24 protein-coding genes and 2 tRNA genes are annotated in these 23,876 nt (G+C 35.5%); 24 read left to right on the top strand and 2 right to left on the bottom strand.

Going from position 1 to position 23,876, the window contains the following annotated elements; all coding sequences use genetic code 11:
* Positions 1 to 159 precede the first annotated feature (159 nt).
* From AB1K81_RS07195 to AB1K81_RS07170, 6 genes are all read left to right on the top strand, one after another.
* Entirely contained in the window at positions 160 to 1,227 is a 1,068-nt protein-coding gene (locus tag AB1K81_RS07195) for a GerMN domain-containing protein (protein ID WP_412975936.1), read from the top strand.
* 125 nt (positions 1,228 to 1,352) lie between these two features.
* A complete protein-coding gene (rph, locus tag AB1K81_RS07190) occupies positions 1,353 to 2,102 on the top strand; it encodes a ribonuclease PH (protein ID WP_412975935.1) in 750 nt (249 codons plus the stop codon).
* 12 nt (positions 2,103 to 2,114) lie between these two features.
* On the top strand, positions 2,115 to 2,711 hold the full coding sequence (locus tag AB1K81_RS07185; protein ID WP_412975934.1) for an XTP/dITP diphosphatase: 597 nt from the start codon (positions 2,115 to 2,117) through the stop codon (positions 2,709 to 2,711).
* 12 nt (positions 2,712 to 2,723) lie between these two features.
* Complete coding sequence (locus AB1K81_RS07180) at positions 2,724 to 3,233, top strand: metallophosphoesterase (protein ID WP_412975933.1); 510 nt, start codon at positions 2,724 to 2,726, stop codon at positions 3,231 to 3,233.
* A gap of 472 nt (positions 3,234 to 3,705) precedes the next feature.
* Positions 3,706 to 3,779 (top strand) — tRNA-Gly (locus AB1K81_RS07175).
* 7 nt (positions 3,780 to 3,786) lie between these two features.
* Positions 3,787 to 3,860, top strand: a tRNA-Arg gene (locus AB1K81_RS07170).
* Positions 3,861 to 3,913: 53 nt separating this feature from the next.
* Here the strand turns inward: AB1K81_RS07170 and AB1K81_RS07165 are convergent.
* Complete coding sequence (locus tag AB1K81_RS07165; RefSeq protein WP_412975932.1) at positions 3,914 to 4,510, bottom strand: TetR/AcrR family transcriptional regulator; 597 nt, start codon at positions 4,508 to 4,510, stop codon at positions 3,914 to 3,916.
* 99 nt (positions 4,511 to 4,609) lie between these two features.
* On the opposite strand from AB1K81_RS07165, the gene AB1K81_RS07160 reads away from it, so the two are divergent.
* From AB1K81_RS07160 to AB1K81_RS07100, 13 genes are all read left to right on the top strand, one after another.
* On the top strand, positions 4,610 to 5,455 hold the full coding sequence (locus AB1K81_RS07160) for a Rossmann-like and DUF2520 domain-containing protein (RefSeq protein ID WP_412975931.1): 846 nt from the start codon (positions 4,610 to 4,612) through the stop codon (positions 5,453 to 5,455).
* Positions 5,452 to 6,321, top strand: a complete 870-nt coding sequence (panB, locus tag AB1K81_RS07155; protein ID WP_412975930.1) for a 3-methyl-2-oxobutanoate hydroxymethyltransferase — start codon at positions 5,452 to 5,454, stop codon at positions 6,319 to 6,321. The genes AB1K81_RS07160 and panB overlap by 4 nt, the downstream gene beginning before the upstream one ends.
* Positions 6,299 to 7,147, top strand: a complete 849-nt coding sequence (gene panC, locus AB1K81_RS07150) for a pantoate--beta-alanine ligase (RefSeq protein ID WP_412975929.1) — start codon at positions 6,299 to 6,301, stop codon at positions 7,145 to 7,147. Before panB ends, panC begins: the two co-directional genes overlap by 23 nt.
* A gap of 3 nt (positions 7,148 to 7,150) precedes the next feature.
* Complete coding sequence (panD, locus tag AB1K81_RS07145) at positions 7,151 to 7,540, top strand: aspartate 1-decarboxylase (protein ID WP_412975928.1); 390 nt, start codon at positions 7,151 to 7,153, stop codon at positions 7,538 to 7,540.
* A 42-nt stretch (positions 7,541 to 7,582) separates the two neighbouring features.
* Entirely contained in the window at positions 7,583 to 8,005 is a 423-nt protein-coding gene (locus AB1K81_RS07140; protein WP_412975927.1) for a hypothetical protein, read from the top strand.
* Between the two features lie 285 nt (positions 8,006 to 8,290).
* A complete protein-coding gene (locus tag AB1K81_RS07135) occupies positions 8,291 to 9,274 on the top strand; it encodes a tetratricopeptide repeat protein (protein WP_412975926.1) in 984 nt (327 codons plus the stop codon).
* 151 nt (positions 9,275 to 9,425) lie between these two features.
* Positions 9,426 to 10,715, top strand: coding sequence for a trigger factor (gene tig, locus AB1K81_RS07130; protein WP_412975925.1), 1,290 nt, complete (start codon positions 9,426 to 9,428; stop codon positions 10,713 to 10,715).
* A gap of 355 nt (positions 10,716 to 11,070) precedes the next feature.
* Complete coding sequence (clpX, locus tag AB1K81_RS07125) at positions 11,071 to 12,348, top strand: ATP-dependent protease ATP-binding subunit ClpX (protein ID WP_412975924.1); 1,278 nt, start codon at positions 11,071 to 11,073, stop codon at positions 12,346 to 12,348.
* Positions 12,349 to 12,610: 262 nt separating this feature from the next.
* Positions 12,611 to 14,947, top strand: coding sequence for an endopeptidase La (gene lon / locus AB1K81_RS07120; RefSeq protein WP_412975923.1), 2,337 nt, complete (start codon positions 12,611 to 12,613; stop codon positions 14,945 to 14,947).
* Positions 14,928 to 15,509, top strand: coding sequence for a ribosome biogenesis GTP-binding protein YihA/YsxC (gene yihA / locus AB1K81_RS07115; protein ID WP_412975922.1), 582 nt, complete (start codon positions 14,928 to 14,930; stop codon positions 15,507 to 15,509). The genes lon and yihA overlap by 20 nt, the downstream gene beginning before the upstream one ends.
* Before the next feature lie 441 nt (positions 15,510 to 15,950).
* A complete protein-coding gene (locus AB1K81_RS07110) occupies positions 15,951 to 16,775 on the top strand; it encodes a transporter substrate-binding domain-containing protein (protein WP_412975921.1) in 825 nt (274 codons plus the stop codon).
* Positions 16,776 to 16,802: 27 nt separating this feature from the next.
* Entirely contained in the window at positions 16,803 to 17,465 is a 663-nt protein-coding gene (locus AB1K81_RS07105; RefSeq protein WP_412975920.1) for an amino acid ABC transporter permease, read from the top strand.
* Between the two features lie 12 nt (positions 17,466 to 17,477).
* A complete protein-coding gene (locus AB1K81_RS07100) occupies positions 17,478 to 18,215 on the top strand; it encodes an amino acid ABC transporter ATP-binding protein (protein ID WP_412975919.1) in 738 nt (245 codons plus the stop codon).
* Between the two features lie 45 nt (positions 18,216 to 18,260).
* On the opposite strand, the gene AB1K81_RS07095 is transcribed toward AB1K81_RS07100, so the two are convergent.
* Complete coding sequence (locus AB1K81_RS07095) at positions 18,261 to 18,740, bottom strand: LiaI-LiaF-like domain-containing protein (RefSeq protein WP_412975918.1); 480 nt, start codon at positions 18,738 to 18,740, stop codon at positions 18,261 to 18,263.
* Between the two features lie 237 nt (positions 18,741 to 18,977).
* Between AB1K81_RS07095 and hemA the strand changes: the two genes are divergently transcribed.
* From hemA to hemB, 5 genes are read left to right on the top strand one after another with little or no spacing between them, the layout of a single operon-like run.
* Positions 18,978 to 20,342 carry a glutamyl-tRNA reductase gene (hemA, locus tag AB1K81_RS07090; RefSeq protein ID WP_412975917.1) on the top strand — a complete coding sequence of 455 codons (1,365 nt, stop codon included), beginning with the start codon at positions 18,978 to 18,980 and terminating at the stop codon, positions 20,340 to 20,342.
* Between the two features lie 20 nt (positions 20,343 to 20,362).
* On the top strand, positions 20,363 to 21,181 hold the full coding sequence (locus AB1K81_RS07085; RefSeq protein WP_412975916.1) for a cytochrome C assembly family protein: 819 nt from the start codon (positions 20,363 to 20,365) through the stop codon (positions 21,179 to 21,181).
* Between the two features lie 15 nt (positions 21,182 to 21,196).
* A complete protein-coding gene (hemC, locus tag AB1K81_RS07080) occupies positions 21,197 to 22,126 on the top strand; it encodes a hydroxymethylbilane synthase (RefSeq protein ID WP_412975915.1) in 930 nt (309 codons plus the stop codon).
* On the top strand, positions 22,126 to 22,860 hold the full coding sequence (locus AB1K81_RS07075; RefSeq protein ID WP_412975914.1) for a uroporphyrinogen-III synthase: 735 nt from the start codon (positions 22,126 to 22,128) through the stop codon (positions 22,858 to 22,860). The genes hemC and AB1K81_RS07075 overlap by 1 nt, the downstream gene beginning before the upstream one ends.
* Before the next feature lie 17 nt (positions 22,861 to 22,877).
* The gene (gene hemB, locus AB1K81_RS07070; protein ID WP_412975913.1) at positions 22,878 to 23,864 is read left to right on the top strand and encodes a porphobilinogen synthase; all 987 of its coding nucleotides are present in this window, start codon (positions 22,878 to 22,880) and stop codon (positions 23,862 to 23,864) included.
* Positions 23,865 to 23,876: the final 12 nt, after the last annotated feature.

Below are 23,876 nucleotides of genomic sequence, written 5' to 3'. Positions count from 1 at the left end.
AGGTCTACTCTTCGTGATAACAAAACTAATTTGTTATATTGCGGGAGTTAGCCCTTTTTTGTATTAATAAAAATTTGTCCACAAATTTTATACTTCAGGTCTAATTTAGTTGATGGGCTCGTATACATAGTAGTACAAACCATCGTAGGAGGGAATGACATGAGAAAGCGAATAGTGCTATTGGTAATGACTACTTTGTGTACGTTACTGTTTTTAACGGGATGTTTTCAAGGAGAACAATCTTTACCTGATATGGATCCGCCGCCAAATGCTGAAGCAGTTGACGGACAGGATAATCAGTCTTCAGAAAGTGATGAAAGTGAAAACGAGGATACAGATGAAACAGGTCAAACAGTAAGTCGTCAATTATTCTTGTTAGATTCAAATGGATTGGTAGCCCCACAAACGCTTGAACTGCCAGTACCTGAAACAAAGGAAGTTGCATCTCAAGTATTAGAGTATATGGTTAAGGATGGCCCAGTAACAGCATTATTACCGAATGGATTTCAAGCAGTACTACCGGCAGGTACAGAAATTCTCGGCCTTGATATCGCTGAAGGTACGATTACGGTAGATTTATCTGAGGAATTTGCAGAATATGGTACAGAGGAAGAACACCAGATCTTAGAAGCAATGACGTTTACGTTAACTCAATTTGATAATATTGATCGAGTGAAGCTTCGTATTAATGGAGAAGATTTAAAAGCAATGCCTGTAAACGGCACTCCAATTGCAAATGGATATTCTCGGGCAAACGGAATTAACATTGTCCAATCCGATACCGTTGACTATATAAATAGTAAAGCTGTAACAATGTATTTCCCGACAGAACATGATGACAATCAATACTTCGTTCCAGTTACGCAATATGTAGAAGTAAAAGATGGTGATATTACCCAAGCAATCGTTCAAGCTTTAATTGATGGACCAACATATGAAACGAACTTGATGCAGGTTTTTAATGAGCAAACCATGCTTCTAGACGAACCAAAATTAAATAGTGGGGTGCTTGAGTTAGTATTTAACCAGGAAATCTTGAAGGATATGGAGAATGGCGTTATTGCAGATGAGGTGATGGAGTCATTAGTTCGCACATTAACCGAGCAAGAGACCATTGAAGCAGTGAACGTGAAAGTAGAAAATGTAGAGCAAATTGCAAATGAAAGCGGAGAAGTCTACTCAGAACCAGTTACAAGAGAATCCATTAATCCATCTGAAAAATTATAAATAAAAGATAAAGGGAGGGAGCAGTTATCTGTTACCTCCTTTTCTTTGTGTATCCTAAACAATTGTATAAGGTGAATCTTTCCAGTAAAATATGATAAGCTAATGGTTGATAAGGAGGAAAATAAATGAGAACTGATCAAAGAAATGTAAATAACTTAAGACCAATTGCGATTACAACAGAATTTATAAAGCATCCAGAAGGCTCTGTATTTATTCAAGTGGGAGATACAAAGGTTATTTGTAATGCTACTATTGAAGATAGAGTCCCTCCTTTTATGCGTGGCCAGGGGAAAGGATGGATAACAGCAGAGTATGCTATGTTACCTCGTGCTACCCAAGATAGAAATATTCGTGAATCTTCTAAAGGTAAAGTTTCGGGAAGAACGATGGAAATACAAAGATTAATTGGACGAGCGCTTCGTTCAGTAGTTGATTTAGATTCAATTGGTGAAAGAACGGTATGGATAGATTGTGATGTTATTCAGGCTGATGGTGGTACAAGAACAGCCTCTATAACAGGAGCATATGTAGCAATGGTTCTTGCTTTTGGTAAACTTTTACAAAATAATGTGTTAAAGAAAATGCCCGTTACAGATTTCCTTGCCGCAATCTCAGTAGGTATATTACCAGATGGAACGGAAATATTAGACTTAAACTATGAGGAAGATTCAGCGGCAAATGTGGATATGAATATTGTTATGACTGGTTCGGGTGAGTTTGTAGAGATTCAAGGAACAGGTGAAGAATCTACCTTTTCTATGGTCCAATTACAAAACCTATTAAAGTTAGCAAGTGATGGAATAAGTGAGATTTTTGAGATTCAAAAGGAAGCAATCGGAGAACTAGCTAATCGAATAGGTGAAACAGTTAAATAAGGAGTTCATGACATGAAAGAGATTATTATAGCAACTAAAAATGAAGGTAAAGCTAAAGAATTTAAAACGTTGTTTGACCGGTATGGGATTAAAGCGGTATCTCTTTTAGACTTACCTCAAGATTTGCCAGATATTGAAGAAACCGGTTCAACATTTGAAGAGAATGCAGCATTAAAATCCGAGGGTATAGCAAATATATTAAATATCCCGGTAATGGCTGATGATTCTGGCTTGGAAATTGATGCTCTTGACGGTAAGCCAGGGATATTCTCAGCTCGTTATGCTGGAGAGCCGAAAGATGATAAGAAGAATATTCAAAAGGTGTTAGAAGAGCTAAAAAATGTTCCCGAAGCAGATAGGACTGCACGATTTGTGTGTGTGTTATCCATATCCATTCCAGGGGAGAAAACTATTTATAAAAAAGGTTATTGTGAAGGCTCTATAGCAATAGAAGAAAAAGGTAACCATGGGTTCGGATATGATCCGATATTTATTCCAAAAGTATACAGCCATACAATGGCGGAACTAACTCCTGAAGAAAAAAATAAAATTAGTCATCGTAAAAATGCGATGGTTCAATTAGAGGATTGGATACAAAACCAACGTTAGTAGGGGGATATCATGACAAAAGTTGTAATTATGAGTGATAGCCACGGATTAACAGAAGAAATAGAATTAATTAAGGAAAGAGAAAAAGCTGATTATGTATTACATTGCGGTGATTCAGAGCTAAGTGAGTCTGCTAAAGAATTAGAGGGTGTTTACACAGTAGCTGGAAATTGCGATTTCTATGGTAACTTTCCAAAAGAAATAATTAAAGAAATTAATGGATTAACATTTTTAGTGGTACACGGTCATTTACATAATGTAAAAATGAGTTTAATGAACCTATCCTACCGTGCTGAAGAAGTGAATGCGGATATAGTTTGTTTCGGACACTCTCATATTGCAGGAGGGGAAAAAATAGGAAATAAACTATTCCTGAATCCAGGGAGTATCCACCTTCCTCGGATGAGGAGAGAGAAGACTTATTGTGTTTTAGAATGGAAAACTGGTCGTGAGGTTGAGGCTAGATTCCGAACGGTTGAAGGAGATACGGTAGAGGAGTTATCATACAGTATTACTCTTTAATGACAAAAGTGGGGTGTTTCTGCATGAAGCACCCTAACATTTTAATATTTTGTAAATTAGTAATTTGGATTTAGGTGTTGACTTTTAGGATCAAACTCCATATAATAATTTTTGTGACCAAAAAAAGTTACGTTCAAAAGAATAATGGTGCAAAATATGTGGGTGTAGTGTAATGGTAAAACTCCAGCCACGAGCGACCGCTTCTACCGAATATACTACGAGTTGTCCCGAGGAATACGCTTCCTTGAAAATACTAGAAGACACAGGGGCATGACCGTGCGTGAACAAGAAATGAATAACAAATCTACACTTTATGCGGGTGTAGTTTAATGGTAAAACTCCAGCCACGAGCGACTGCTTCTACCGAATATACTACGAGTTGCCCCGAGGAATACGCTTCCTTGAAAATACTAGAAGACACAGGGGCATGACCGTGCGTGAACAAAAAATGAATAACAAATCTACACTTTATGCGGGTGTAGTTTAATGGTAAAACTCCAGCCTTCCAAGCTGATGTCGTGGGTTCGATTCCCATCACCCGCTCCATACATATGTCCCAGTAGCTCAGCAGGATAGAGCAACAGCCTTCTAAGCTGTGGGTCGGGAGTTCGAATCTCTCCTGGGACGCTAAAAGAGGTAGAGCCAAACTTTTTGAATGAAAAGTTTGGCTCTTTTATTTATCATTCATATGGAAGCATCGTTTTTATCATCAAGAATTGCTTGTTAATATGCTCCTCCGTAATACCACCAACAAGAGATAGAATACTCAACCCTTCAATTACAAACATAAAATTTTCAGCAAGTACATCGATTTTATCATTCACTAATACGCCTTGGCGAACTCCTAATAATAAAATTTCCATAATGGTAGTTTTTACATGGTCAAGTAGTGACTGTTGAAATTCCCGATGTTGATCGTCTTTATGTGAAAATAAAAATTCGTATGTAGAACGTAACATGCTTTCTTCCATATGGAGTAATCGTCTTTTGTGCGATGCAAGGAAAGCATCTAAAAGTTCAATAAATGGTCTGTTTTGGTCGATGGACTTTTTTACCGCTTCAAAATTTTGATGATTTCTTCGCTTCACTACCTCCATATAAATTTCATCCACTGAACTAAAGTAAAGGTAAATACCTCCTCTACTTATAGAACATTCATCAATAATATCTTGCATCGTAACCTCGATAAATCCTTTACGACAAAAAACGTCTTTTGCACTTTTTAATATAGTTTCTTCCTTTTTTCTTCGCCTTTCTGCCTGAGACGCTTTTATCATACAACCACTCCAAATTATTTAATGACGCATCTGTTATTATGTGTTACAATCTTTTCAATAATATATGACACGAGTGTCATTAAGTCAAGAGGTGTTAGAATGGAGCTTCCTAAAGTTGGTTTTATCGGAGCTGGGAAAGTCGGTATTACCCTCGGTAGATATTTTGCAGAAAATGAGATACCTATAATTGGTTTCTATAGTAAAACGGAGACAAGTTCGAAGCAAGCTGCATACATAACAGGTTCAAAAAGTTTATCACTTGAGGAAGTTATTCAAGCTAGTAATCTACTATTTATAACCGTTCCTGACTTTGTTTTGCCTGAACTATGGGAGCGGGTTCGTACATTTAACCTTGAGGGTAAAGAGGTTTGCCATTGTAGTGGTTCACTAACATCTTTCGTGTTTAACGATATTGAATTTAAAGGGGCCAAAGGCTTTTCTTTACATCCACTTTGTGCAATTCATGACCTCTATTCTTCCTATATGAAAATGGAAGCGGTTCATTTTACGTTAGAAGGACCAAGAGGTGGAAAATATTTACATAACCTACTTCGAATCTTAGACAATCCAGTTGAACATATTGCTCCCGAGAATAAGGTTCTCTATCATACAGCAGCTGTGTTCTGTAGCAATTTAGTTATAGCGTTGGCTAAAATGGGCTCTGACCTGTTAAAGGATAGCGGGCTTAGTGAACAATTTGCAGTACATGCATGGAGAGGGCTATTTGAGCGGAACGCTCAGAATATAGTTGAAAGAGGGTTAATCCCTGCTTTAACTGGTCCGATTGAAAGAGGTGATGACTCTACAGTGAAGTCTCATCTTAGTTCTCTTCATGGTTCTCATCGAAAGGTTTACCAAATACTTTCACAAGAGTTGATTGCTTTAGCAAAAGAGAAACACCCGGAAAGAGATTTCTCAAATATAGAGGAGGTACTGAAAAGATGAAGAATACTGTGATGACGCTACAAAGGCAAAAACGTGATGGTGAAAAAATAACTATGCTTACTGCATATGACTATTCTACTGCGAAATTGATGGATAAGGCTGGGATAAACTGCTTATTAGTAGGAGATTCGCTAGGTATGGTGATGTTAGGGTATGATAGTACTCTTCCTGTTACAATGGAAGATATGTTACATCATACTAAAGCAGTAGTTCGAGGGGCTGAAAATGCATTAGTCGTAGCTGATTTGCCATTTATGTCTTATCAAGTAACTGTTGAAGGTGCTGTGAAAAATGCAGGTAGATTAGTAAAAGAAGCAGGTGCTCAAGCAGTAAAACTTGAAGGGGGAAGAGAAGTATGTCCTCAAATTAAGGCAATTACTCAAGCATCTATTCCTGTAATTGGACATCTTGGTCTAACTCCTCAATCGGTGAATGCACTTGGTGGATATAAAGTGCAAGGACGAGAAATTGACGCAGCGGAAAAACTTCTTGAAGATGCATTGGCTGTACAAAATGCTGGCGCAGTTGCATTAGTACTAGAATGTATTCCTGGAAGCCTTGCAGAATGGTTATCGGAAGTGCTAACTATTCCAACGATAGGGATTGGTGCAGGAGCAGGATGTGATGGGCAAGTATTGGTTTACCAAGATATGCTTGCTATGTACAGTGATTTGTCACCAAAGTTTGTTAAGAATTTTGGTTCTATTGGTGAGCTTATGAAAGAAAGTTTTATGACGTATGCTAACGAGGTTAAGAAGGGAATATTTCCAGCAGTGGAGCACACCTATAAAATTGATCAAGAAGTGTTAGACAAAGTGAAGAAGAAATATGAGGAGGAGCATCATGATAATCGCAACGACCACTGAGGAAGTACGGCACTATGTACGTGAATGGAAAGAAAATGGTCTTACTATTGGCTTTGTTCCAACGATGGGATATTTACACGAAGGTCATGCGAGTTTGATACGAAACGCAGCTGAAGAAAATGACAAAGTTATCGTAAGTATCTATGTTAATCCAATGCAATTTGGGCCGTCTGAGGATTTAGATAGTTATCCTAGAGACCCTGAACGTGATCAAACAATTTGTGAGAGGAATGGAACTCATCTTATATTTTTCCCTAAGGTTAAAGAATTATATCCATCTGGGTTCAGTTCTTTTGTAGAAGTTGATGGTCCTTCAGATGGTCTTTGTGGTAGTACAAGACCTGGTCATTTTCGTGGTGTATGTACCGTAATTACGAAGTTTTTTAATATCGTTCAACCAGACAATGCTTACTTCGGTAAGAAAGATGCCCAACAGCTTGCAGTGATACGTAAAATGACTAAGGATTTATGCTTCCAAGTAAATATTGTAGGTTGTCCGATAGTTCGGGAACCTGATGGATTGGCATTGAGTTCTAGAAATAAGTATTTAAATCCAACGGAAAGAAAAGCAGCTTTGTGTCTTTCAAAAGGTCTTAATGAAGGTTTAAGATTAATAGAAAATGGGGTAAGAAAAGCAGAGATAATAAAATCTGCTATACATGCTCGAATTGAACAAGAACCACTTGCACGTGTGGATTATGTAGAGGTTGTTGACCCAGATAATATAAATTCTATTGGAAATATTGAAGGGGCTATTTTGTGTGCGGTCGCGGTTTATATTGGTAACACTAGATTAATTGACAATTTTACATGGGAAGAGGCATAAGAAATGAATGTAACAATGTTAAGAGGGAAATTACACAGAGCAACAGTAACAGAAGCAAATCTAAATTATGTAGGAAGTATTACCATTGACGAGGGTTTAATGGAGGCAGCTGGAATATTAGAGTATGAACAAGTCCAGATAGTTGATATAAATAATGGAAATAGATTTGAAACTTATGTTATAAAGGGAGAACGAAACTCTGGCATGATTTGCTTAAATGGTGCTGCTGCAAGATTGGTTCAAGTTGGCGATAAAGTCATCATTATGAACTATGGACAGCTTTCATTAGAAGAGGCAGCCAATCATAAACCTCAAGTGGTATTATTAGAAGATAATAATCAAATTATCGAGACTAATGATTTTATAAAACATGGGGTAGAATCGGGTAGTTAAGAGATTTTAATTAATTGGTTAAATAAGGGAGGTATGTTGAAGGTGAAATTAATAAAGTTTTTGTTTATCACGATACTCGTATTAGGAATTCTAGGATATGGCGTTTATTATTTCGGAACGAATATAGCATCGGAAAAATTAATGGAAGTGTTGTCCGCTGAATTAGAAAATAGTGGGGAAATGGAAAATATAAAAAAAGCGATTGAATCTGATCCAGAATTACAAGCCTTCTTAGAAGATGTGAAATCTGTAGATGAAAGTACCTTACCTGTTCAGACAAAGGAAGAAGCCACTAGAATGTTAGTGAAAAAAGTTGGAATATCTGGTCTTCAAGAAATCCAATCTAAAGTTCAACAGGGACAAATGTCTAAGGAAGAGCTTATGCAAGAAATAGAAGAGAGATTATCTCCGGAAGAAATCACAGCTCTAAAAGTTATTGCCTATAAGGAGCTCTATAGTAAATAAATGTGGTAAAAGGACTAAATTTTAGTCCTTTTTAATTTGTCATAAGTTCGTAGTTTGTTATGCTAAGTCCTACAAGATTGCTTTTCATTGTAGATTATGCAATTATATAGATTGGAATTTATAACTGTAAATAGAATAATTATTCTAAGGGTCTGTGACTACTGTAAATGTTGAAACCATTGAAGGTTTCTTTTTTTATACTAGTAGTAAGGATTTAAAATCCTGTTATCTATGTATTCTTCTATTATCAAATGATAAAAATATTGTACAAAGGGAGGGGAAGCTATGAGTAATGATGAAGATAATGTTATTCTCTTTCCTAAATGGAAAAATACTTTAAGAGAAGAAGGTTTTCTTGCATTACAGGAAAAGCGATATATTGAGGCATTAGATAAGTTAAATGAATTACTCCAATATAACACAGAAGATCATGAAATTATAATAGGTAAGTTAATGTGTTTAATGGAGCTTGGGCGCTATCAAGAAGCAGAAGATATGTGTGAAGAAATCATTCAAAATAAACAGGTTGAACATCATTATCAATATATACATATCTATCTGACTATTTTATTCCAAACGAACAAGTATAATGTATTAATGGATATTATTGAAAACGAGCTAGCATCTGAAAATCTACCTGATGTCCTAAGAGAACAGTTTCTACAGCTATATGATATGAGTGAGAAAATGGAAATGGATGTTGTAGAAAAGAAATCATCCATTTATACCGAAGAATTACTAGAAGCAGTATCGGCTTCTAATCACGATAAACAATGGAGAGCAATTGTGCAGCTACGATCTATGGGAGTTGACCCCGATAGCAATACAATCGATTTATTAGTAGAAGAGGACATCCATCCGGTTATTAAAACAGCAATTTTCTGTTGGCTGCAAGAGAGCCATTACACTAGATTGGTTAATGTAGGTAAATTCGGGAAAAAATTAACTATAAAGCCGCATGATATACCAGAAATTCCTTTAACTGAAGCATATAAACGTATTTTAGGTCATTTACATGAGGTAGAACAAGGGAATCCAACATTATATCATTTTTTAGAAAAATTACTGTATCGATATTTCTATGTTCACTATCCAATTCTACCATTAGGAGAGGATTCCGAATTAGTGGCAGAGAGTTTAAAAATAATAGGCTACCAAATTATGAATCAACAAGAAATATCTCCTATTGAAAAACATGAAAAAGCAATCCAATATATGGAAGATATATTAAACTGTGAACAGTTATATTTATCTATCATTGAGGATTAATTAAAACTTTTTCATATGTCTTGAAAGGCATAACAATTATGGTATAATAAGATGGTTGCAATTTTAGAAAGTGTTTATAAAATACTTAAACGAATCTAATTAATGAAATTAAGTAGTTAATGGAAATAATAGATTTTTGGAGGGAAAATATATGTCAGTAAAATGGGAAAAAAAAGAAGGTAATGAAGGAGTTTTAACATTTGAAGTATCAGCAGAAGAGTTTGAAACTGCTTTAGATAAAGCCTTCAAAAAAGTTGTGAAAACAGTTCAAGTACCTGGATTCCGAAAAGGTAAAATGCCTCGTCCAATTTTTGAAAAACGATTTGGTGTTGAAGCATTATATCAAGATGCGGTAGATATTGTATTACCAGAAGCATATACGAAAGCAGTTCAAGAATCCGGAATTGAGCCAATTGATCAACCAAGTATTGATATTGAACAAATCGAAAGAGGTCAAACGTTAGTATTTACTGCTGATGTAACTGTAAAACCTGAAGTTAAGCTAGGTGAGTATAAAGGTCTTGAAGTGGAAGAGTTAGATGCTACAGTAACTGATGAAGATGTAGACAATGAATTACAACAACTTAGAGAGCGTCATGCAGAATTAGTTGTTAAAGAAGAAGGTAGTGTCGTAGAAGGTGACACAGTTGTTATGGATTTTGAAGGCTTCCTAGATGGCGAAGCATTCGAAGGTGGAAAAGGCGAAAACCATTCACTTGAAATCGGATCTGGTCAATTTATTCCTGGCTTTGAAGAACAATTAATTGGAAAAGAAGTTGGCGTGGAAACAGAAATCAAAGTTACTTTCCCAGAGGATTATCATGCAGAAGATTTAGCTGGTAAAGAGGCTACTTTCAAAGTAACTATTCATGAAATTAAAACAAAAGAACTTCCAGAGTTAGACGATGAGTTTGCAAAAGATGTGGACGATGAAGTAGAAACTCTTGAAGCTCTTAAAGCTAAAAAGCGTGAAGAACTTGAAGCAGAGAAAAAACAAACTGCAGAAAATGCTAAGCGTGAAGAATTAATCAATAAAGCTAGTGATAATGCAGAAGTTGAAGTTCCAGAAGTAATGGTTGAAACAGAACTTGACCGTATGATGCGTGAGTTTGAACAACGCTTACAAATGCAAGGCATGACTTTAGATCTTTACTACCAATTCTCTGGTCAAGATGAGAATGCATTAAAAGAACAAATGCGTGAAGATGCTGGTAAACGTGTGAAAACGAACCTTACATTAGAAGCAATCGTTAAAGCAGAAAACCTAGAAGTTACAGATGAAGATGTTAATGCTGAATTAGAAAACATGGCTTCTATGTATGGTGTAGATACTGCGCAACTTACTCAAATGCTTGGTGGAAATACGGAAGCGATTAAAGAAGATTTATTATTTAGAAAAGCAATTGATTTCTTAGTGGATAATAGTAAAACAGTTGCATAATATAATAATGGACTGGTAAAATACAACAAAAAACAAGGTGCGAAATTTCGTGCCTTGTTTTTTTAACCTAAAGAATGTTTATCTTTAGTAATTTTAATCGTAATTTAGTATGATTAAATTCAGAGTAAGATTCTGTCGTTGTCAATTTTATTGGGTATGGATACATATACTAATAAAATGAGTGTGGATAGATATTTGATGCTAACATGATTTGAATATGAAATTATTGATAATGGTAACCTATACATCAAATGACAGTGTATATTATTTTGTTTTCAAATCGGCATCTGATATGATATCTATTATAACTAAACGTTTTGTGTTATTGACCAGAAACTTTAGGGGTGAAAAATTAATGTTCAAATTTAATGAAGAAAAAGGGCAGCTTAAGTGTTCGTTTTGTGGAAAAAGTCAAGAACAAGTACGTAAACTAGTTGCTGGTCCTGGTGTTTATATATGTGATGAATGTATTGAGTTATGTACTGAAATCGTAGAGGAAGAACTAGGTACTGAAGAGGAAATGGAATTTAAAGAAGTTCCAAAGCCAAAAGAAATTTGTGAAATCTTAGATGATTATGTAATTGGACAAGGAAAAGCAAAGAAGAATCTTTCGGTAGCAGTTTATAATCATTACAAACGTATAAATTCACCAAAATCAAATGATGATGTTGAAATATCGAAAAGTAATATTGCAATGATTGGTCCTACTGGTAGTGGTAAAACATTACTAGCGCAGACACTTGCACGTATTCTTAATGTGCCATTTGCGATGGCTGATGCAACATCTTTAACAGAAGCAGGTTATGTAGGGGAAGATGTAGAAAACATTCTTCTAAAACTTATCCAAGCGGCTGATTATGATATCGAAAAGGCTGAAAAAGGTATTATTTACATTGATGAAATAGACAAAGTTGCTCGTAAATCCGAGAACCCATCCATTACAAGAGATGTTTCTGGTGAAGGGGTACAACAGGCTCTTCTTAAGATTCTGGAAGGTACCGTTGCAAGTGTACCGCCACAAGGTGGACGTAAACATCCGCACCAGGAATTTATTCAAATTGATACAACAAATATTTTATTTATTTGTGGTGGGGCGTTTGATGGTATCGAACAAGTCATTAAGAGAAGACTTGGTAAAAAAGTAATTGGTTTCGGTGCAAACGAAAAACAGGAAGAATTAGATAAAGGTAAACTACTTTCTAAAGTGCTTCCAGAAGACTTGCATCGATATGGGTTAATTCCTGAATTTATTGGAAGACTACCAATTATTGGTAGCCTTGAGCCATTAGATGAGGCAGCACTGATTGAGATTTTAACGAAGCCAAAGAATGCACTTGTTAAACAGTATGTAAAATTATTCCAAATGGATAATGTGGAATTAGAATTTGAAAAAGAAGCACTAGAAGAAATCGCTAAAAAAGCAATTGAACGTAAAACAGGTGCTCGTGGACTACGATCAATTATTGAAACAATTATGTTAGATGTAATGTTTGAGCTTCCATCAAGAGAGGACATTACAAAGTGTGTTATTACAAAGGATACAGTGATCAATGAAAATGGCAGTCCGAAGCTATATTTCAAAGATGGCACTGTAACTGAAGGAATAACAAAGCTTCCTAAAGAAAGTGCGTAACGGTATAACATTTATGTGAAAAGGGCTGACTAGGATTCTTGTCCCAACCAGATGTGACATCTGAAGTGGAATTAAAGTCCATAGTTAGCTCTTTTTATGTTCGATGTTATTTCATTGAAAGAATTAGCTTGAGCTTCAAGGGGTAAGCTAAGAAAAACATATTCAATCTATATTATTTTACAAAGAAAAGATAGTTCTATAAACTTTAATACAATATATACATAATATGTTAGACAATTAATTGTTTGGAGGTACATACAATATGACTAATGATGTAAAACAAGTTCCCCTCCTCCCGTTACGTGGCCTATTAGTATTTCCGACGATGATATTACATCTTGATGTAGGAAGAGATAAGTCTATCGCTGCCATAGAAAAAGCAATGGTTACTGATCAGACTATCTTTTTAGCCGCGCAAAAGAAAGTGAGTATAGATGATCCAAAGCCTGAAGAAATATACCGTATTGGAACATTAGCTAAAATTAAGCAAATGTTAAAACTTCCAAATGGGACATTTCGTGTGCTGGTAGAGGGTTTAAATCGTGGTGAAATAATTCGATTTATAGATGAGGAAAATGAATTAACAGTTGAAATTCAGGAGTTAGAGGAAGTACATGGTGATAAGCTAGAAGAAGAAGCGCTAATGCGTAATATTCTTAAACAGTTTGAACAATATGTAAAAGTCTCTAGAAAAATAACGAAAGAAACATTAACTACGGTTAGTGATATTGAAGAATCAGGAAGGCTTGCTGACATTATTACATCGCATCTTACTTTAAAGTTAAAAGAGAAACAAGAGCTACTAGAGATGGTTAATACACAGGAACGATTACAGCACTTAATCAATTTAATATCTAATGAAAAGAAAGTATTAGATTTAGAGAAGAAAATTGGACAACGTGTCAAATCTTCAATGGAGAAGACACAGAAAGAATATTATCTTCGTGAACAATTAAAAGCAATTCAAAAAGAGCTAGGGGATAAGGACGGTAAAACTGGCGAAGTAAGTGACTTACGAGAAAAAATTGAGAAATCCGATATGCCAGACCGCATCATGGAAGTAGCAATTAAAGAATTGGGGCGATATGAAAAAGTCCCTCAATCTTCTGCAGAGAGTTCGGTAATCCGGAACTATTTAGAATGGTTACTAGCTTTACCATGGACAGAAAAATCGCAGGATACGATAGAGATAAATCATGCTCAGGAAATTTTAGATAAAGATCATTATGGACTTGAGAAAATTAAGGAACGTATTTTAGAATACTTAGCAGTTCAAAAGTTAACAAACTCAATTAAAGGGCCAATTCTTTGTCTTGTTGGTCCGCCAGGTGTAGGTAAAACCTCACTTGCAAGGTCCATTGCAAACTCTGTTAATCGCAATTTTGTCCGAATATCGCTTGGTGGTGTTCGTGACGAAGCTGAGATTCGTGGACATAGAAGGACTTATATCGGTGCTATGCCAGGTCGTATAATTCAAGGCATGCGCAAGGCAAAGACGGTTAACCCTGTCTTCTTATTAGACGAGATAGATAAAATGTCTAATGATTTTAGAGGGGACCCATCTTCAGCGATGCTAGAGGTATTAGATCCAGAGCAAAACAATAGCTTCAGTGATCATTTCATTGAAGAACCTTATGACTTATCAAATGTACTATTTATAGCGACAGCTAACTATGTGAATAATATCCCTGGCCCTTTATTAGACCGTATGGAGTTAATTTCACTTTCTGGCTATACCGAGATGGAAAAGCTTCATATAGCGAAGGAGCATCTTCTTCCTAAGCAATTAAAAGAAAACGGTTTGAAAAAAGGAAATTTACAAGTGAGAGATGAAGCTCTCCTTAAATTAATTCGCTTATATACTAGAGAAGCAGGGGTTCGTACATTAGAAAGACAAATAGCAAAGGTTTGTCGTAAAGCTGCTAAGTTAATTGTATCTGACGAAAAAAAACGTGTAGTCGTAACTGAGAAAAGTTTGGAAGAACTTCTTGGTAAACCAATTTTCCGATATGGACGAATGGAGAAAGAAGATCAAATAGGTGCAGCGACAGGACTAGCTTATACAACAGCCGGCGGTGATACGTTATCGATTGAAGTGTCCCATTACCCTGGTAAAGGCAAACTAACGTTAACAGGTAAACTTGGTGACGTAATGCGAGAATCAGCACAGGCGGCATTTAGCTATATTCGATCCAGAGCGGATGAACTTGGTATTGAGCAAGATTTCCATGAAAAATATGATATTCATATCCACGTTCCAGAAGGTGCAACACCAAAAGATGGACCTTCAGCAGGAATCACCATGGCTACTGCGCTTGTCTCTGCACTTTCTAATCGTGCAGTAAAGAAAGAAGTAGCTATGACAGGAGAAATTACGTTAAGAGGGCGTGTCTTGCCAATTGGTGGACTTAAAGAAAAATCATTAAGTGCTCATCGAGCAGGAATCACAACCATAATTTTCCCTGAAGATAATAAAAAGGATTTAGATGATATTCCTGAGAGTGTACGAAACGAGTTAACCTTTATTCCGGTTAATCATCTAGACCAGGTACTAAAGCATGCCCTAGTGGAGGAGAAAAATGAAAGTAACAAACGCTGAAATCGTAATTAGTGCTGTAAGTAAGAAACAATATCCGAATGACCAACTACCCGAAATCGCACTAGCAGGGAGATCAAATGTTGGGAAATCATCTTTTATTAATAAGCTTATAAACCGAAAGAATTTAGCTAGGACATCATCAAAACCAGGGAAAACACAAACATTGAATTTCTATCGGATTAACGATGCATTCTACTTTGTTGACGTTCCTGGATATGGCTATGCAAAAGTATCAAAGACAGAGCGTGAAAAATGGGGAAAAATGATGGAAGAGTATTTCCAAACACGTGAGACGTTAAAAGCAGTATTTTTAATTACGGATATCCGTCATGAACCTACTAGAGACGATATCCAAATGTACGAATTTCTTAAGCATTTTGATCTTCCAGTAGTAGTAATTGCAACAAAGTTGGATAAAATTCCAAAAGGAAAAAGAGCACAACATATTAAACGTACGTTAAATACCCTACAAATTGATAAAGGGGATTTAGTATTACCTTTCTCATCCGAAACTGGGGAAGGTAAAGATGAGGCATGGGGGATATTAAAAAAATATTTATAGATTGGAAGGGACCAAATCGTATAATTTGGTCCCTTTTCATTTGTCTCAACTGAAGTTACTACATTATGTACTATTAACGAGATAACTTCAATCTATATCGAGAAACATCTCCGATTTATCTTGGAATTACAACGGTATTTCAGAAAATATCAATGCAAAACAGTGAAATATCGATCATCTCAACCACAGCATCAGCCATAATTTCGTTTCACTCAGCCTACTTTATAGCTAATATTGACGAATTAAGAGTGTTTTAGAGTATTACACAGCAATTATAAGCGTTTCGCAGGTATTTACGTTTAATAAAGATAATATATCTTTTATCTAGATTAATCTGACTTTTTGAAATTAGGTATCAAATTCTAATATTGTTATACTCATAAAGTAGGAAATGATTTTTAGTCATTTCAAAAAACAAGGAAGAAAGGATTAATTTACCTTATGAAAAAACTGAAAATTACACTTTTTATCGCGATTTTATTGGTTGTACTAGCTGCTTGTGGATCGGAAGGGGAAACTGACAGTTCAACTGAAAATCAAACAGGAGATAACCAGAATGCTAGTTCAGAATATGGATTGATTGAAGAGGGCAAGCTCATTTTTGCGGCTTCAGGAGAGTTTATGCCTTTTAGTTATATGGAAGGTACTGAAATGGTTGGTTATGATATTGCAGTTGCAGAGGCTATTGCAGAGAAATTAGGTTTGGAAGCAGTTCCTCAAAAAGCCAAGTTCTCTGGTATTGTAACTGGCGTTAATGAAGGACGTTATGATATTGCGGTAGCAAGTCATACGGTTACGGAAGAACGTAAAGAGAAAGTAAATTTTTCTAAAGCTTACTATTATTCTGGCCCGGTAATTTATACGAGACCAGACAGTGAGATTCAATCAGCTGAAGATTTACAAGGTAAAGAAATTTCGGTATCTAGAGGCTCTACTTATGTAGATACAGCTAAGGAATACACAGATAACGTTCCACAAGTTGATAGTGATGTAGTTGCATTACAATCATTAGCATCTGGCCATCACGATGCCGTAATTACAGATAATATTACAGGTAAAACCGCGATTATGAATGGTCTGGAAATTGAAAGTCGAGGTCAATTAGGTGTAAGTGAACAAGCGATTGCGGTAAATAAAGAGAATGAAGCTTTATTAAATGCAATTAATGATGCGCTTCAGGAATTAAAAGATAGTGGTGAATTAGCTAAACTAGCAGAAGAATGGGTTGGTGTTGATATTACGCAAGAACCTGAAGAATTAGAGTAACTTACTATATGATGTAACGTTAAGGAGTTGAAACACTTGTCTCATTTTTTACATGTATTTATGGAAAGTTATCCATTATTTCTTCAAGGTCTGAAAATTACCCTTTACTTATCTGCTGCGTCTTTATTAATAGCTTTTATTATTGGATTATTTTTTGCGATATTAAAAATTTCCAAAATTAAGCCATTAGAGTGGATAGCTGATGCGTATATTTGGGTGATACGTGGTACACCATTAATTGTACAGATTTTTGTACTATATTATGGTATAACTGAAATTATACTTATTGATAAATTCTGGGCAGGTGCGATTGGCCTTGCCATCCATAGTGGGGCTTATATTGCGGAGATTATTCGTGGTTCCATCCAATCTATAGATAAGGGACAAATGGAAGCTGGGAGATCCCTCGGGATGACAACACTTCAAACTATGCGGAGGATTATTCTTCCGCAAGCATTTCGTCGCGCAATTCCTTCTCTTGGTAATCAGTTTATCATTGGCATTAAAGACTCTTCATTAGTTTCCTTCATTGGAGCACAAGAATTATTTGGTGTGTCTAGCTCGCTAGGATCCAATTCTTTTGATTTCTTAACATTCTATTCGGTTGCAGCTATATATTATTTAGTTATTGTCTTAGTGTTAACAGCTATTGTGAATCGAATTGAGAAGAGACTTTCGAGAAGTGATTGAGGAGGAAAATATATGACTACAAAAGAAATGCTGCGTGTAGAACAATTAAATAAATCTTTTGGTGATTTGCACGTTTTGAAGAATGTTGATCTAAATGTAGATGAAAGTGATGTTGTCGTATTAATTGGTGCTAGTGGTTCTGGTAAAAGTACTTTATTACGTTGTTTGAACTTTTTGGAGATGAAGGATGACGGTAAGATAGTTCTAGAGGGTGAACAAATAGAGAAAGAAACTCATAATTTAAATAAAATCAGAGAGCATGTCGGGATGGTGTTTCAGCATTTTAATCTATTTCCACATAAAACAGTATTAGAAAATGTGATAGAAGCACCGGTTTTAGTTAAAAATATCCCAAAAGAGCAAGCGATAGAAGAAGGAAAAGCACTACTAGATAAAGTAGGGCTCGGAGATAAATATGATGTTTATCCTTCTACTCTCTCCGGTGGTCAAAAACAACGGGTTGCCATAGCAAGATCATTAGCTATGAAACCAGATGTTATGCTATTTGATGAACCTACATCTGCACTTGATCCGGAATTAGTAGGAGAAGTATTGGCTACGATGAAGGAATTAGCTGATGAAGGAATGACCATGATTGTGGTAACACATGAAATGGGATTTGCTAAAGAAGTTGCGGACTGGGTAGTATATATGCATGATGGAAAGATTGTGGAATACGGAAGGCCAGATGAAATATTTAACCACCCAAAAGAGAAGCGGACACAAGAATTCTTGAGTTCCATATTATAACATAATGAGGCTTATCCTAGGGGAGATTCCCTAAGGATAAGCCTTTTACTTTTTCTTTAAAAGATAAATACCAATGATAACAAGAACTATTGGCCAGTAAACGTTAATAAAGTTTACTACATCATGTATCCAATTAAACCAGGTAGGAATATTAACAGAAAAGATAAAAAGGCATGCTAATGCAGTAAGAATAATTCCTGGTAATAAACCTTGCTTTGTTTTTAAATAACGAATTAAAAAAGCAATACCGACAATTAATGGGTACATAGCCCAGTGGTCAATCCAAAAACTATAATGCCTTATACCGTGAAAGTGAATGCCTAATCCTAACAAAATGGTTCCACTAAACAATTGATTATAATCTTTAACTTGGAAGCTATAGATTAAAAGAGCTATGCCAATAATAATTAGTATTGTTGGCCAAGAATAAAAATCTGTAAATATTGGGAGTTTCAATTGTCTTAATAGGAAATAAACACCAATCCCAATTAAAAGATATGCGGTTAACGTATTTTTATTTTTCATTTCATCACCTTTGATAAAGATAAATAATGCGCTCTATAAGTTGATTTCTTGCTTCTTATAGAAGGGTGTGATAGAGTACATCTGAGTTTAATTTTACGTTTCACATAATGATAACATATAGTTTCATAATCTGTTCACAAAAGTGAAAAATGAGACGTTTTTACTATGTTATACTATATTATAGTATGAATTTTTAGCGAGACGAAGAACCGCTTTATTTTTCGGAGGAGAGATACGGTGCATATTTTAAAAGTTGGTTTAAATTACAAAACAGCCCCTGTAGAAATTAGAGAAAAACTAACTTTCTCAGAAAACTCTCTTCAGGATGCTATGCAGGAATTAAAAAAACGTAAAAGTATTTTAGAAAATGTCATATTATCAACCTGTAATCGAACAGAGATCTACGCTGTTGTAGACCAAGCACATACAGGGCGTTATTATATTAAGCAATTTTTAGCTGACTGGTTTGATGTGGATAAGGAAGAATTATCTTCATTTTTAAGAATTTCTGAGGATGACGGCGCTTTAGAGCATTTATTTAGAGTTTCATCAGGACTAGATTCAATGGTATTAGGGGAAACGCAAATTCTTGGACAAGTTAAACAAGCGTTTTTAACTTCCCAGGAAGTAAAAGCAACCGGTACTATATTTAATGAATTGTTTAAGCAAGCTATTACCTTTGCTAAACGAGCTCAAAAAGAAACATCTATAGGGGAAAATGCAGTATCTGTAAGCTATGCAGCTGTAGAATTAGCTAAAAAGATTTTTGGTACATTAGATGCAAAGCATGTCGTAATTCTAGGTGCAGGGAAAATGGGTGAATTAGCCGCGAAGAATTTACAAGGCTCTGGTGCTACTAAAATTACGGTTGTAAATCGTACATTAGAAAAGGCTAGCGCATTAGCAGAAAAATTTAATGCTCAAGCAGCCCAAATCGATAACCTTGAAGAGGTGCTGAAAAGTACAGATATTTTGATTAGCTCAACAGGGGCGGATTCCTATGTTATCACACAAGAAATGCTTGAACCAATTCAAAAGGAACGAAAGGGTAGGCCATTATTTTTAGTTGATATTGCTGTTCCTAGAGATTTGGACCCTGCATTAGAGAAATTAGATAATGTATTTCTTTATGATATTGATGATCTTCAGCATATTGTAGACGAAAATCTAGAGACCCGTAAAAAAGCAGCAGAGCAAATCGAAATTTTATTAGAGAAAGAAATTATCACTTTTAAAGAGTGGATGAAAACTTTAGGCGTTGTACCAGTCATTTCTGCTTTACGAAACAAGGCATTAACAATTCAAGCAGAAACGATGAAAAGTATCGAGCGTAAAATGCCTAACTTGACCGATAGAGAGAGAAAGGTACTTAGCAAACATACAAAAAGTATTATCAACCAGTTACTAAAAGATCCGATTACACAAGCTAAAGAATTAGCTGGGTCAGAAAACGCAGCCGAAGCTTTACAATTATTTGTTGATATCTTTGGTATTGAAGAGGAAGTAAAAGAGGAATTTGCAAAACAAACCATCAAAAATGATGAATTACTTGAGTCTCTAAAAAGAGAGATTCCGTTAGTAAGTAAGTTTGCTACGAAATAACTCAGTAAAGGATTTGTCGTATGGTAGAGGTACGTTGGATCTATGAGGGAATATTATGTATTTATGCTTTGAGTCTTATTTGTTATTTTATTGATTTTGTACAGCAAAACCGGAAGGCGAATATATTAGCCTTCTGGTTACTTTGTATGGTTTGGCTCTTACAAACCTTTTTTTTATTTTCCTCACTCATTAGAGAGAGCCGTTTTCCGATTGCTACTTTAACCGATAGTCTATTTTTCTATGCTTGGGTCCTCGTGACATTTTCGGTATTAATGAATCGCCTATTAAAAACTTATTTTATGGTATTTTTTATAAATTTATTTGGGTTCTTTATATTGCTAATGCATATCTCACTTGTTGCTAAGACGCAAAGTGTACAAAGTGGGATTCGACTTGTAGATGAAATTTTAATTGCACATATTTCCTTGGCAATTATTTCATACGGATTTTTTACGATTTCCTTTATCTTCTCCCTTATATATATCGTGCAATATCATTTCTTAAAAGAAAAGAAAGCTATAAAATGGATATGGAAGTTGGGAGATTTACATCGGTTGGAGAAGGTAACTTTTTGGACGATAACAATTGGTGTTCCGTTATTACTACTAGGTATTATTTTAGGCTTTGCATGGGCTTATACGGAGAATACGGAATTTTATTGGTTTGATTTAAAAACAATTGGTTCAATACTTGTTTTAGGAATTTATATAATTTATTTACTACTTCGAGTGGTTAAACGGAATACAGCTAAATCTTTAGCCTTGTACAATACTTGTGCATTTTTAATATTGATTATTAATTTCTTTTTATTTACTAGACTTTCAAATTTTCACATTTAAGTAGGAGGATTACATATGCGTAAAATAATTGTTGGTTCAAGACAGAGCAACCTAGCACTAACACAGACGAATTGGGTCATAAATGAATTAAAAAAAGCCGGAGTAGGGAATGAATTCGATGTAAAAAAGATTGTTACAAAAGGGGATAAAATTCTTGATGTAACGTTATCTAAGGTTGGTGGAAAAGGGCTATTCGTTAAGGAAATAGAGAAGGCACTTTATGATAAAGAAATCGACTTTGCTGTTCATAGTATGAAGGATATGCCTGCACAATTGCCAGAAGGATTAATCATTTCTGCTGTACCAGTCAGGGAAGATCATCGAGATGCACTGATTTCAAAAAATGATGTACCTTTAAAGGAGTTACGAGAAGGGGCAATTGTTGGAACTAGTAGCTTACGTCGTGCCGCACAAGTGTTGGCTGAACGGCCGGATCTTGAAATTAAATGGATTCGTGGGAATATCGAAACTAGAATCCGTAAGTTGCAAGAGGAAGATTATGATGCAATTATTTTAGCGGTATCAGGACTAAAACGTGTTGGTTTAAGTGAAGAGCTTATTACCGAATACTTAGAGCCAGAAGTATGTGTTCCAGCAGTTGGACAAGGTGCATTAGCAATTGAGAGTCGTGAAGACGACCAAGAACTTACCGAGATACTAGCTAAGATAAATGATGACTATACAGTTAAAACTGTTACTGCTGAAAGAACATATTTAAATCTTTTAGAAGGCGGTTGCCAAATTCCTATTGGTGGATATGCACATTTAGAAAATGATGAAGTCGTGTTAAATGCGCTTGTTGGAACTCCAGACGGAAAAACAATTTTAAAAGAAGTTGTACGAGGGAAAGATCCAGAAGAAGTAGGAAAAGAAGCAGCTGAAAAGCTTTTACGTCGTGGTGCAAAAAGGATCATTGAAGAAGTAAAAGAGGAGTTAGATCAATAATGCTTCCGTTAGCGGGGAAGAAGGTTTTGGTTACTAGGGGACAAGAGCTTGCTCAAAAGTTTACCGAAAAGCTTCTTGCAAATGGTGCTACTGTCTATGAAGTACCGTTATTAAAAATCACCTGTAAAAATTTTCTTAATGATGTGTATATGGTGAAAAATAGCCAATGGATTTTTTTTACGAGTGTTAATGGTGTAAAATGCTTCTTTTCATTAATAAAACAATATAACATTACATTACCTAGTGTAAACTTTGTGGTTGTAGGACAGAAAACAGAAAAGGTTCTTGAACAATATGGCTACAAAGCTACCTTTATTCCTTCTATTTATGACGGTGAAAATTTAGTAAAAGAGTTCCTTGAAAAATATGCTGGAGTTAAAAACGTATTGTTAGTGCAAGGAAATCGATCAAGGGATGTTATTGCTAAAGGGCTATCCGAAGCGGGTGTTTCCTTCCAAACTTTGGTAGTCTATGAAACACTTTATAATTCAGATGAAAAGTATAGACTACAACAAGTATTAAATGAAGTAGAGTTTGATTTTCTAACCTTTACTAGCCCTTCAACGATTGAAGCATTTGTAAAGTTTGCAAATAAAACTTTTTCCGACAGAACTAGAATAGTTTGTATCGGGAACACAACGCTTAAAAGAGCGAAGCAATTAGGATTTAAGCAAGTAGTTTGTCCTGATACGTATACTATTGAAGGTATGATTCAAGTTATGTGTGAAGAATAAAGAGAGGACTGATTTACATGAATATAAGTACTGAGTTTAAACGTCATCGCCGTCTACGTTCATCCAATTCGTTGAGAGCAATGGTAAGAGAGTACCATTTACGTGTGGAGGATTTTATTTATCCAATGTTTGTTGTCGAAGGAAATAATGTAAAAAACGAAGTCCCTTCTATGCCGGGAGTTTATCAAGTATCCATGGATTTATTACTAGATGAAGTAAAAGAAGTACATGAGCTTGGTATTAAATCCATTATCCTGTTTGGTGTACCAAATGAAAAGGATGAAGTTGGTACAGGTGCTTTTATTGAAACAGGAATAGTTCAAGAAGCGACTAGATTAATAAAAAATGAGTATCCAGAAATTCTAATTGTGGCTGATACGTGCCTATGTGAATATACGTCCCACGGACATTGTGGGGTAATTCATAATCACGATGTAGATAATGATGAATCATTAAAACTACTAGCACGTACGGCTGTATCTCAAGCTAAAGCAGGTGCTGATATTATTGCACCATCTAATATGATGGATGGGTTTGTAAAAGTGATTAGACAAGCTTTAGATGAAGCAGGGTTTACAAATATTCCTATTATGTCTTACGCAGTAAAATATGCTTCTGCTTTTTACGGTCCTTTCCGTGATGCTGCAGATAGTACACCGCAATTTGGCGATCGTAAAACATATCAAATGGATCCCGCTAATCGATTAGAAGCAATAAGAGAGGCAGAATCCGATGTCGCTGAAGGAGCAGATTTCCTTATTGTAAAACCAGCATTATCGTATTTAGATATTGTTCGTGATGTTCGCAATAACTTTAATCTTCCAGTTGTTGCTTATAATGTAAGTGGTGAATATTCCATGGTTAAAGCTGCAGCTCAAAATGGATGGATTGATGAAAAAAGTCTAGTGATGGAAAAATTGACATCGATGAAACGTGCAGGTGCAGATTTAATTATTTCCTATTTTGCTAAAGATGTAGCGAAGTGGTTAAAGGAAGATAAATAAACGAGGAGGTTA

The organism is Ornithinibacillus jepli (assembly GCF_047228935.1).
Taxonomy (GTDB): Bacteria; Bacillota; Bacilli; order Bacillales; family Amphibacillaceae; genus Ornithinibacillus.
The sequence above is the reverse complement of the archived record's forward strand: the minus strand, read 5'-3'. Positions and strand labels throughout refer to the sequence as shown.

What these genes read in the sequence shown, in the direction of transcription:
- tig (WP_412975925.1), top strand. Translation starts at nt 9,426, where the DNA reads ATGTCAGTAAAATGGGAAAAAAAAGAAGGTAATGAAGGAGTTTTAACA.
- panD (WP_412975928.1), top strand. Translation starts at nt 7,151, where the DNA reads ATGAATGTAACAATGTTAAGAGGGAAATTACACAGAGCAACAGTAACA.
- hemB (WP_412975913.1), top strand. Translation starts at nt 22,878, where the DNA reads ATGAATATAAGTACTGAGTTTAAACGTCATCGCCGTCTACGTTCATCC.
- panB (WP_412975930.1), top strand. Translation starts at nt 5,452, where the DNA reads ATGAAGAATACTGTGATGACGCTACAAAGGCAAAAACGTGATGGTGAA.
- clpX (WP_412975924.1), top strand. Translation starts at nt 11,071, where the DNA reads ATGTTCAAATTTAATGAAGAAAAAGGGCAGCTTAAGTGTTCGTTTTGT.
- hemC (WP_412975915.1), top strand. Translation starts at nt 21,197, where the DNA reads ATGCGTAAAATAATTGTTGGTTCAAGACAGAGCAACCTAGCACTAACA.
- panC (WP_412975929.1), top strand. Translation starts at nt 6,299, where the DNA reads ATGATAATCGCAACGACCACTGAGGAAGTACGGCACTATGTACGTGAA.
- AB1K81_RS07085 (WP_412975916.1), top strand. Translation starts at nt 20,363, where the DNA reads ATGGTAGAGGTACGTTGGATCTATGAGGGAATATTATGTATTTATGCT.
- AB1K81_RS07195 (WP_412975936.1), top strand. Translation starts at nt 160, where the DNA reads ATGAGAAAGCGAATAGTGCTATTGGTAATGACTACTTTGTGTACGTTA.
- lon (WP_412975923.1), top strand. Translation starts at nt 12,611, where the DNA reads ATGACTAATGATGTAAAACAAGTTCCCCTCCTCCCGTTACGTGGCCTA.
- AB1K81_RS07110 (WP_412975921.1), top strand. Translation starts at nt 15,951, where the DNA reads ATGAAAAAACTGAAAATTACACTTTTTATCGCGATTTTATTGGTTGTA.
- AB1K81_RS07095 (WP_412975918.1), bottom strand. Translation starts at nt 18,740, where the DNA reads ATGAAAAATAAAAATACGTTAACCGCATATCTTTTAATTGGGATTGGT.
- AB1K81_RS07135 (WP_412975926.1), top strand. Translation starts at nt 8,291, where the DNA reads ATGAGTAATGATGAAGATAATGTTATTCTCTTTCCTAAATGGAAAAAT.
- AB1K81_RS07180 (WP_412975933.1), top strand. Translation starts at nt 2,724, where the DNA reads ATGACAAAAGTTGTAATTATGAGTGATAGCCACGGATTAACAGAAGAA.
- yihA (WP_412975922.1), top strand. Translation starts at nt 14,928, where the DNA reads ATGAAAGTAACAAACGCTGAAATCGTAATTAGTGCTGTAAGTAAGAAA.
- rph (WP_412975935.1), top strand. Translation starts at nt 1,353, where the DNA reads ATGAGAACTGATCAAAGAAATGTAAATAACTTAAGACCAATTGCGATT.
- AB1K81_RS07100 (WP_412975919.1), top strand. Translation starts at nt 17,478, where the DNA reads ATGACTACAAAAGAAATGCTGCGTGTAGAACAATTAAATAAATCTTTT.
- AB1K81_RS07160 (WP_412975931.1), top strand. Translation starts at nt 4,610, where the DNA reads ATGGAGCTTCCTAAAGTTGGTTTTATCGGAGCTGGGAAAGTCGGTATT.
- AB1K81_RS07185 (WP_412975934.1), top strand. Translation starts at nt 2,115, where the DNA reads ATGAAAGAGATTATTATAGCAACTAAAAATGAAGGTAAAGCTAAAGAA.
- AB1K81_RS07075 (WP_412975914.1), top strand. Translation starts at nt 22,126, where the DNA reads ATGCTTCCGTTAGCGGGGAAGAAGGTTTTGGTTACTAGGGGACAAGAG.
- AB1K81_RS07165 (WP_412975932.1), bottom strand. Translation starts at nt 4,510, where the DNA reads ATGATAAAAGCGTCTCAGGCAGAAAGGCGAAGAAAAAAGGAAGAAACT.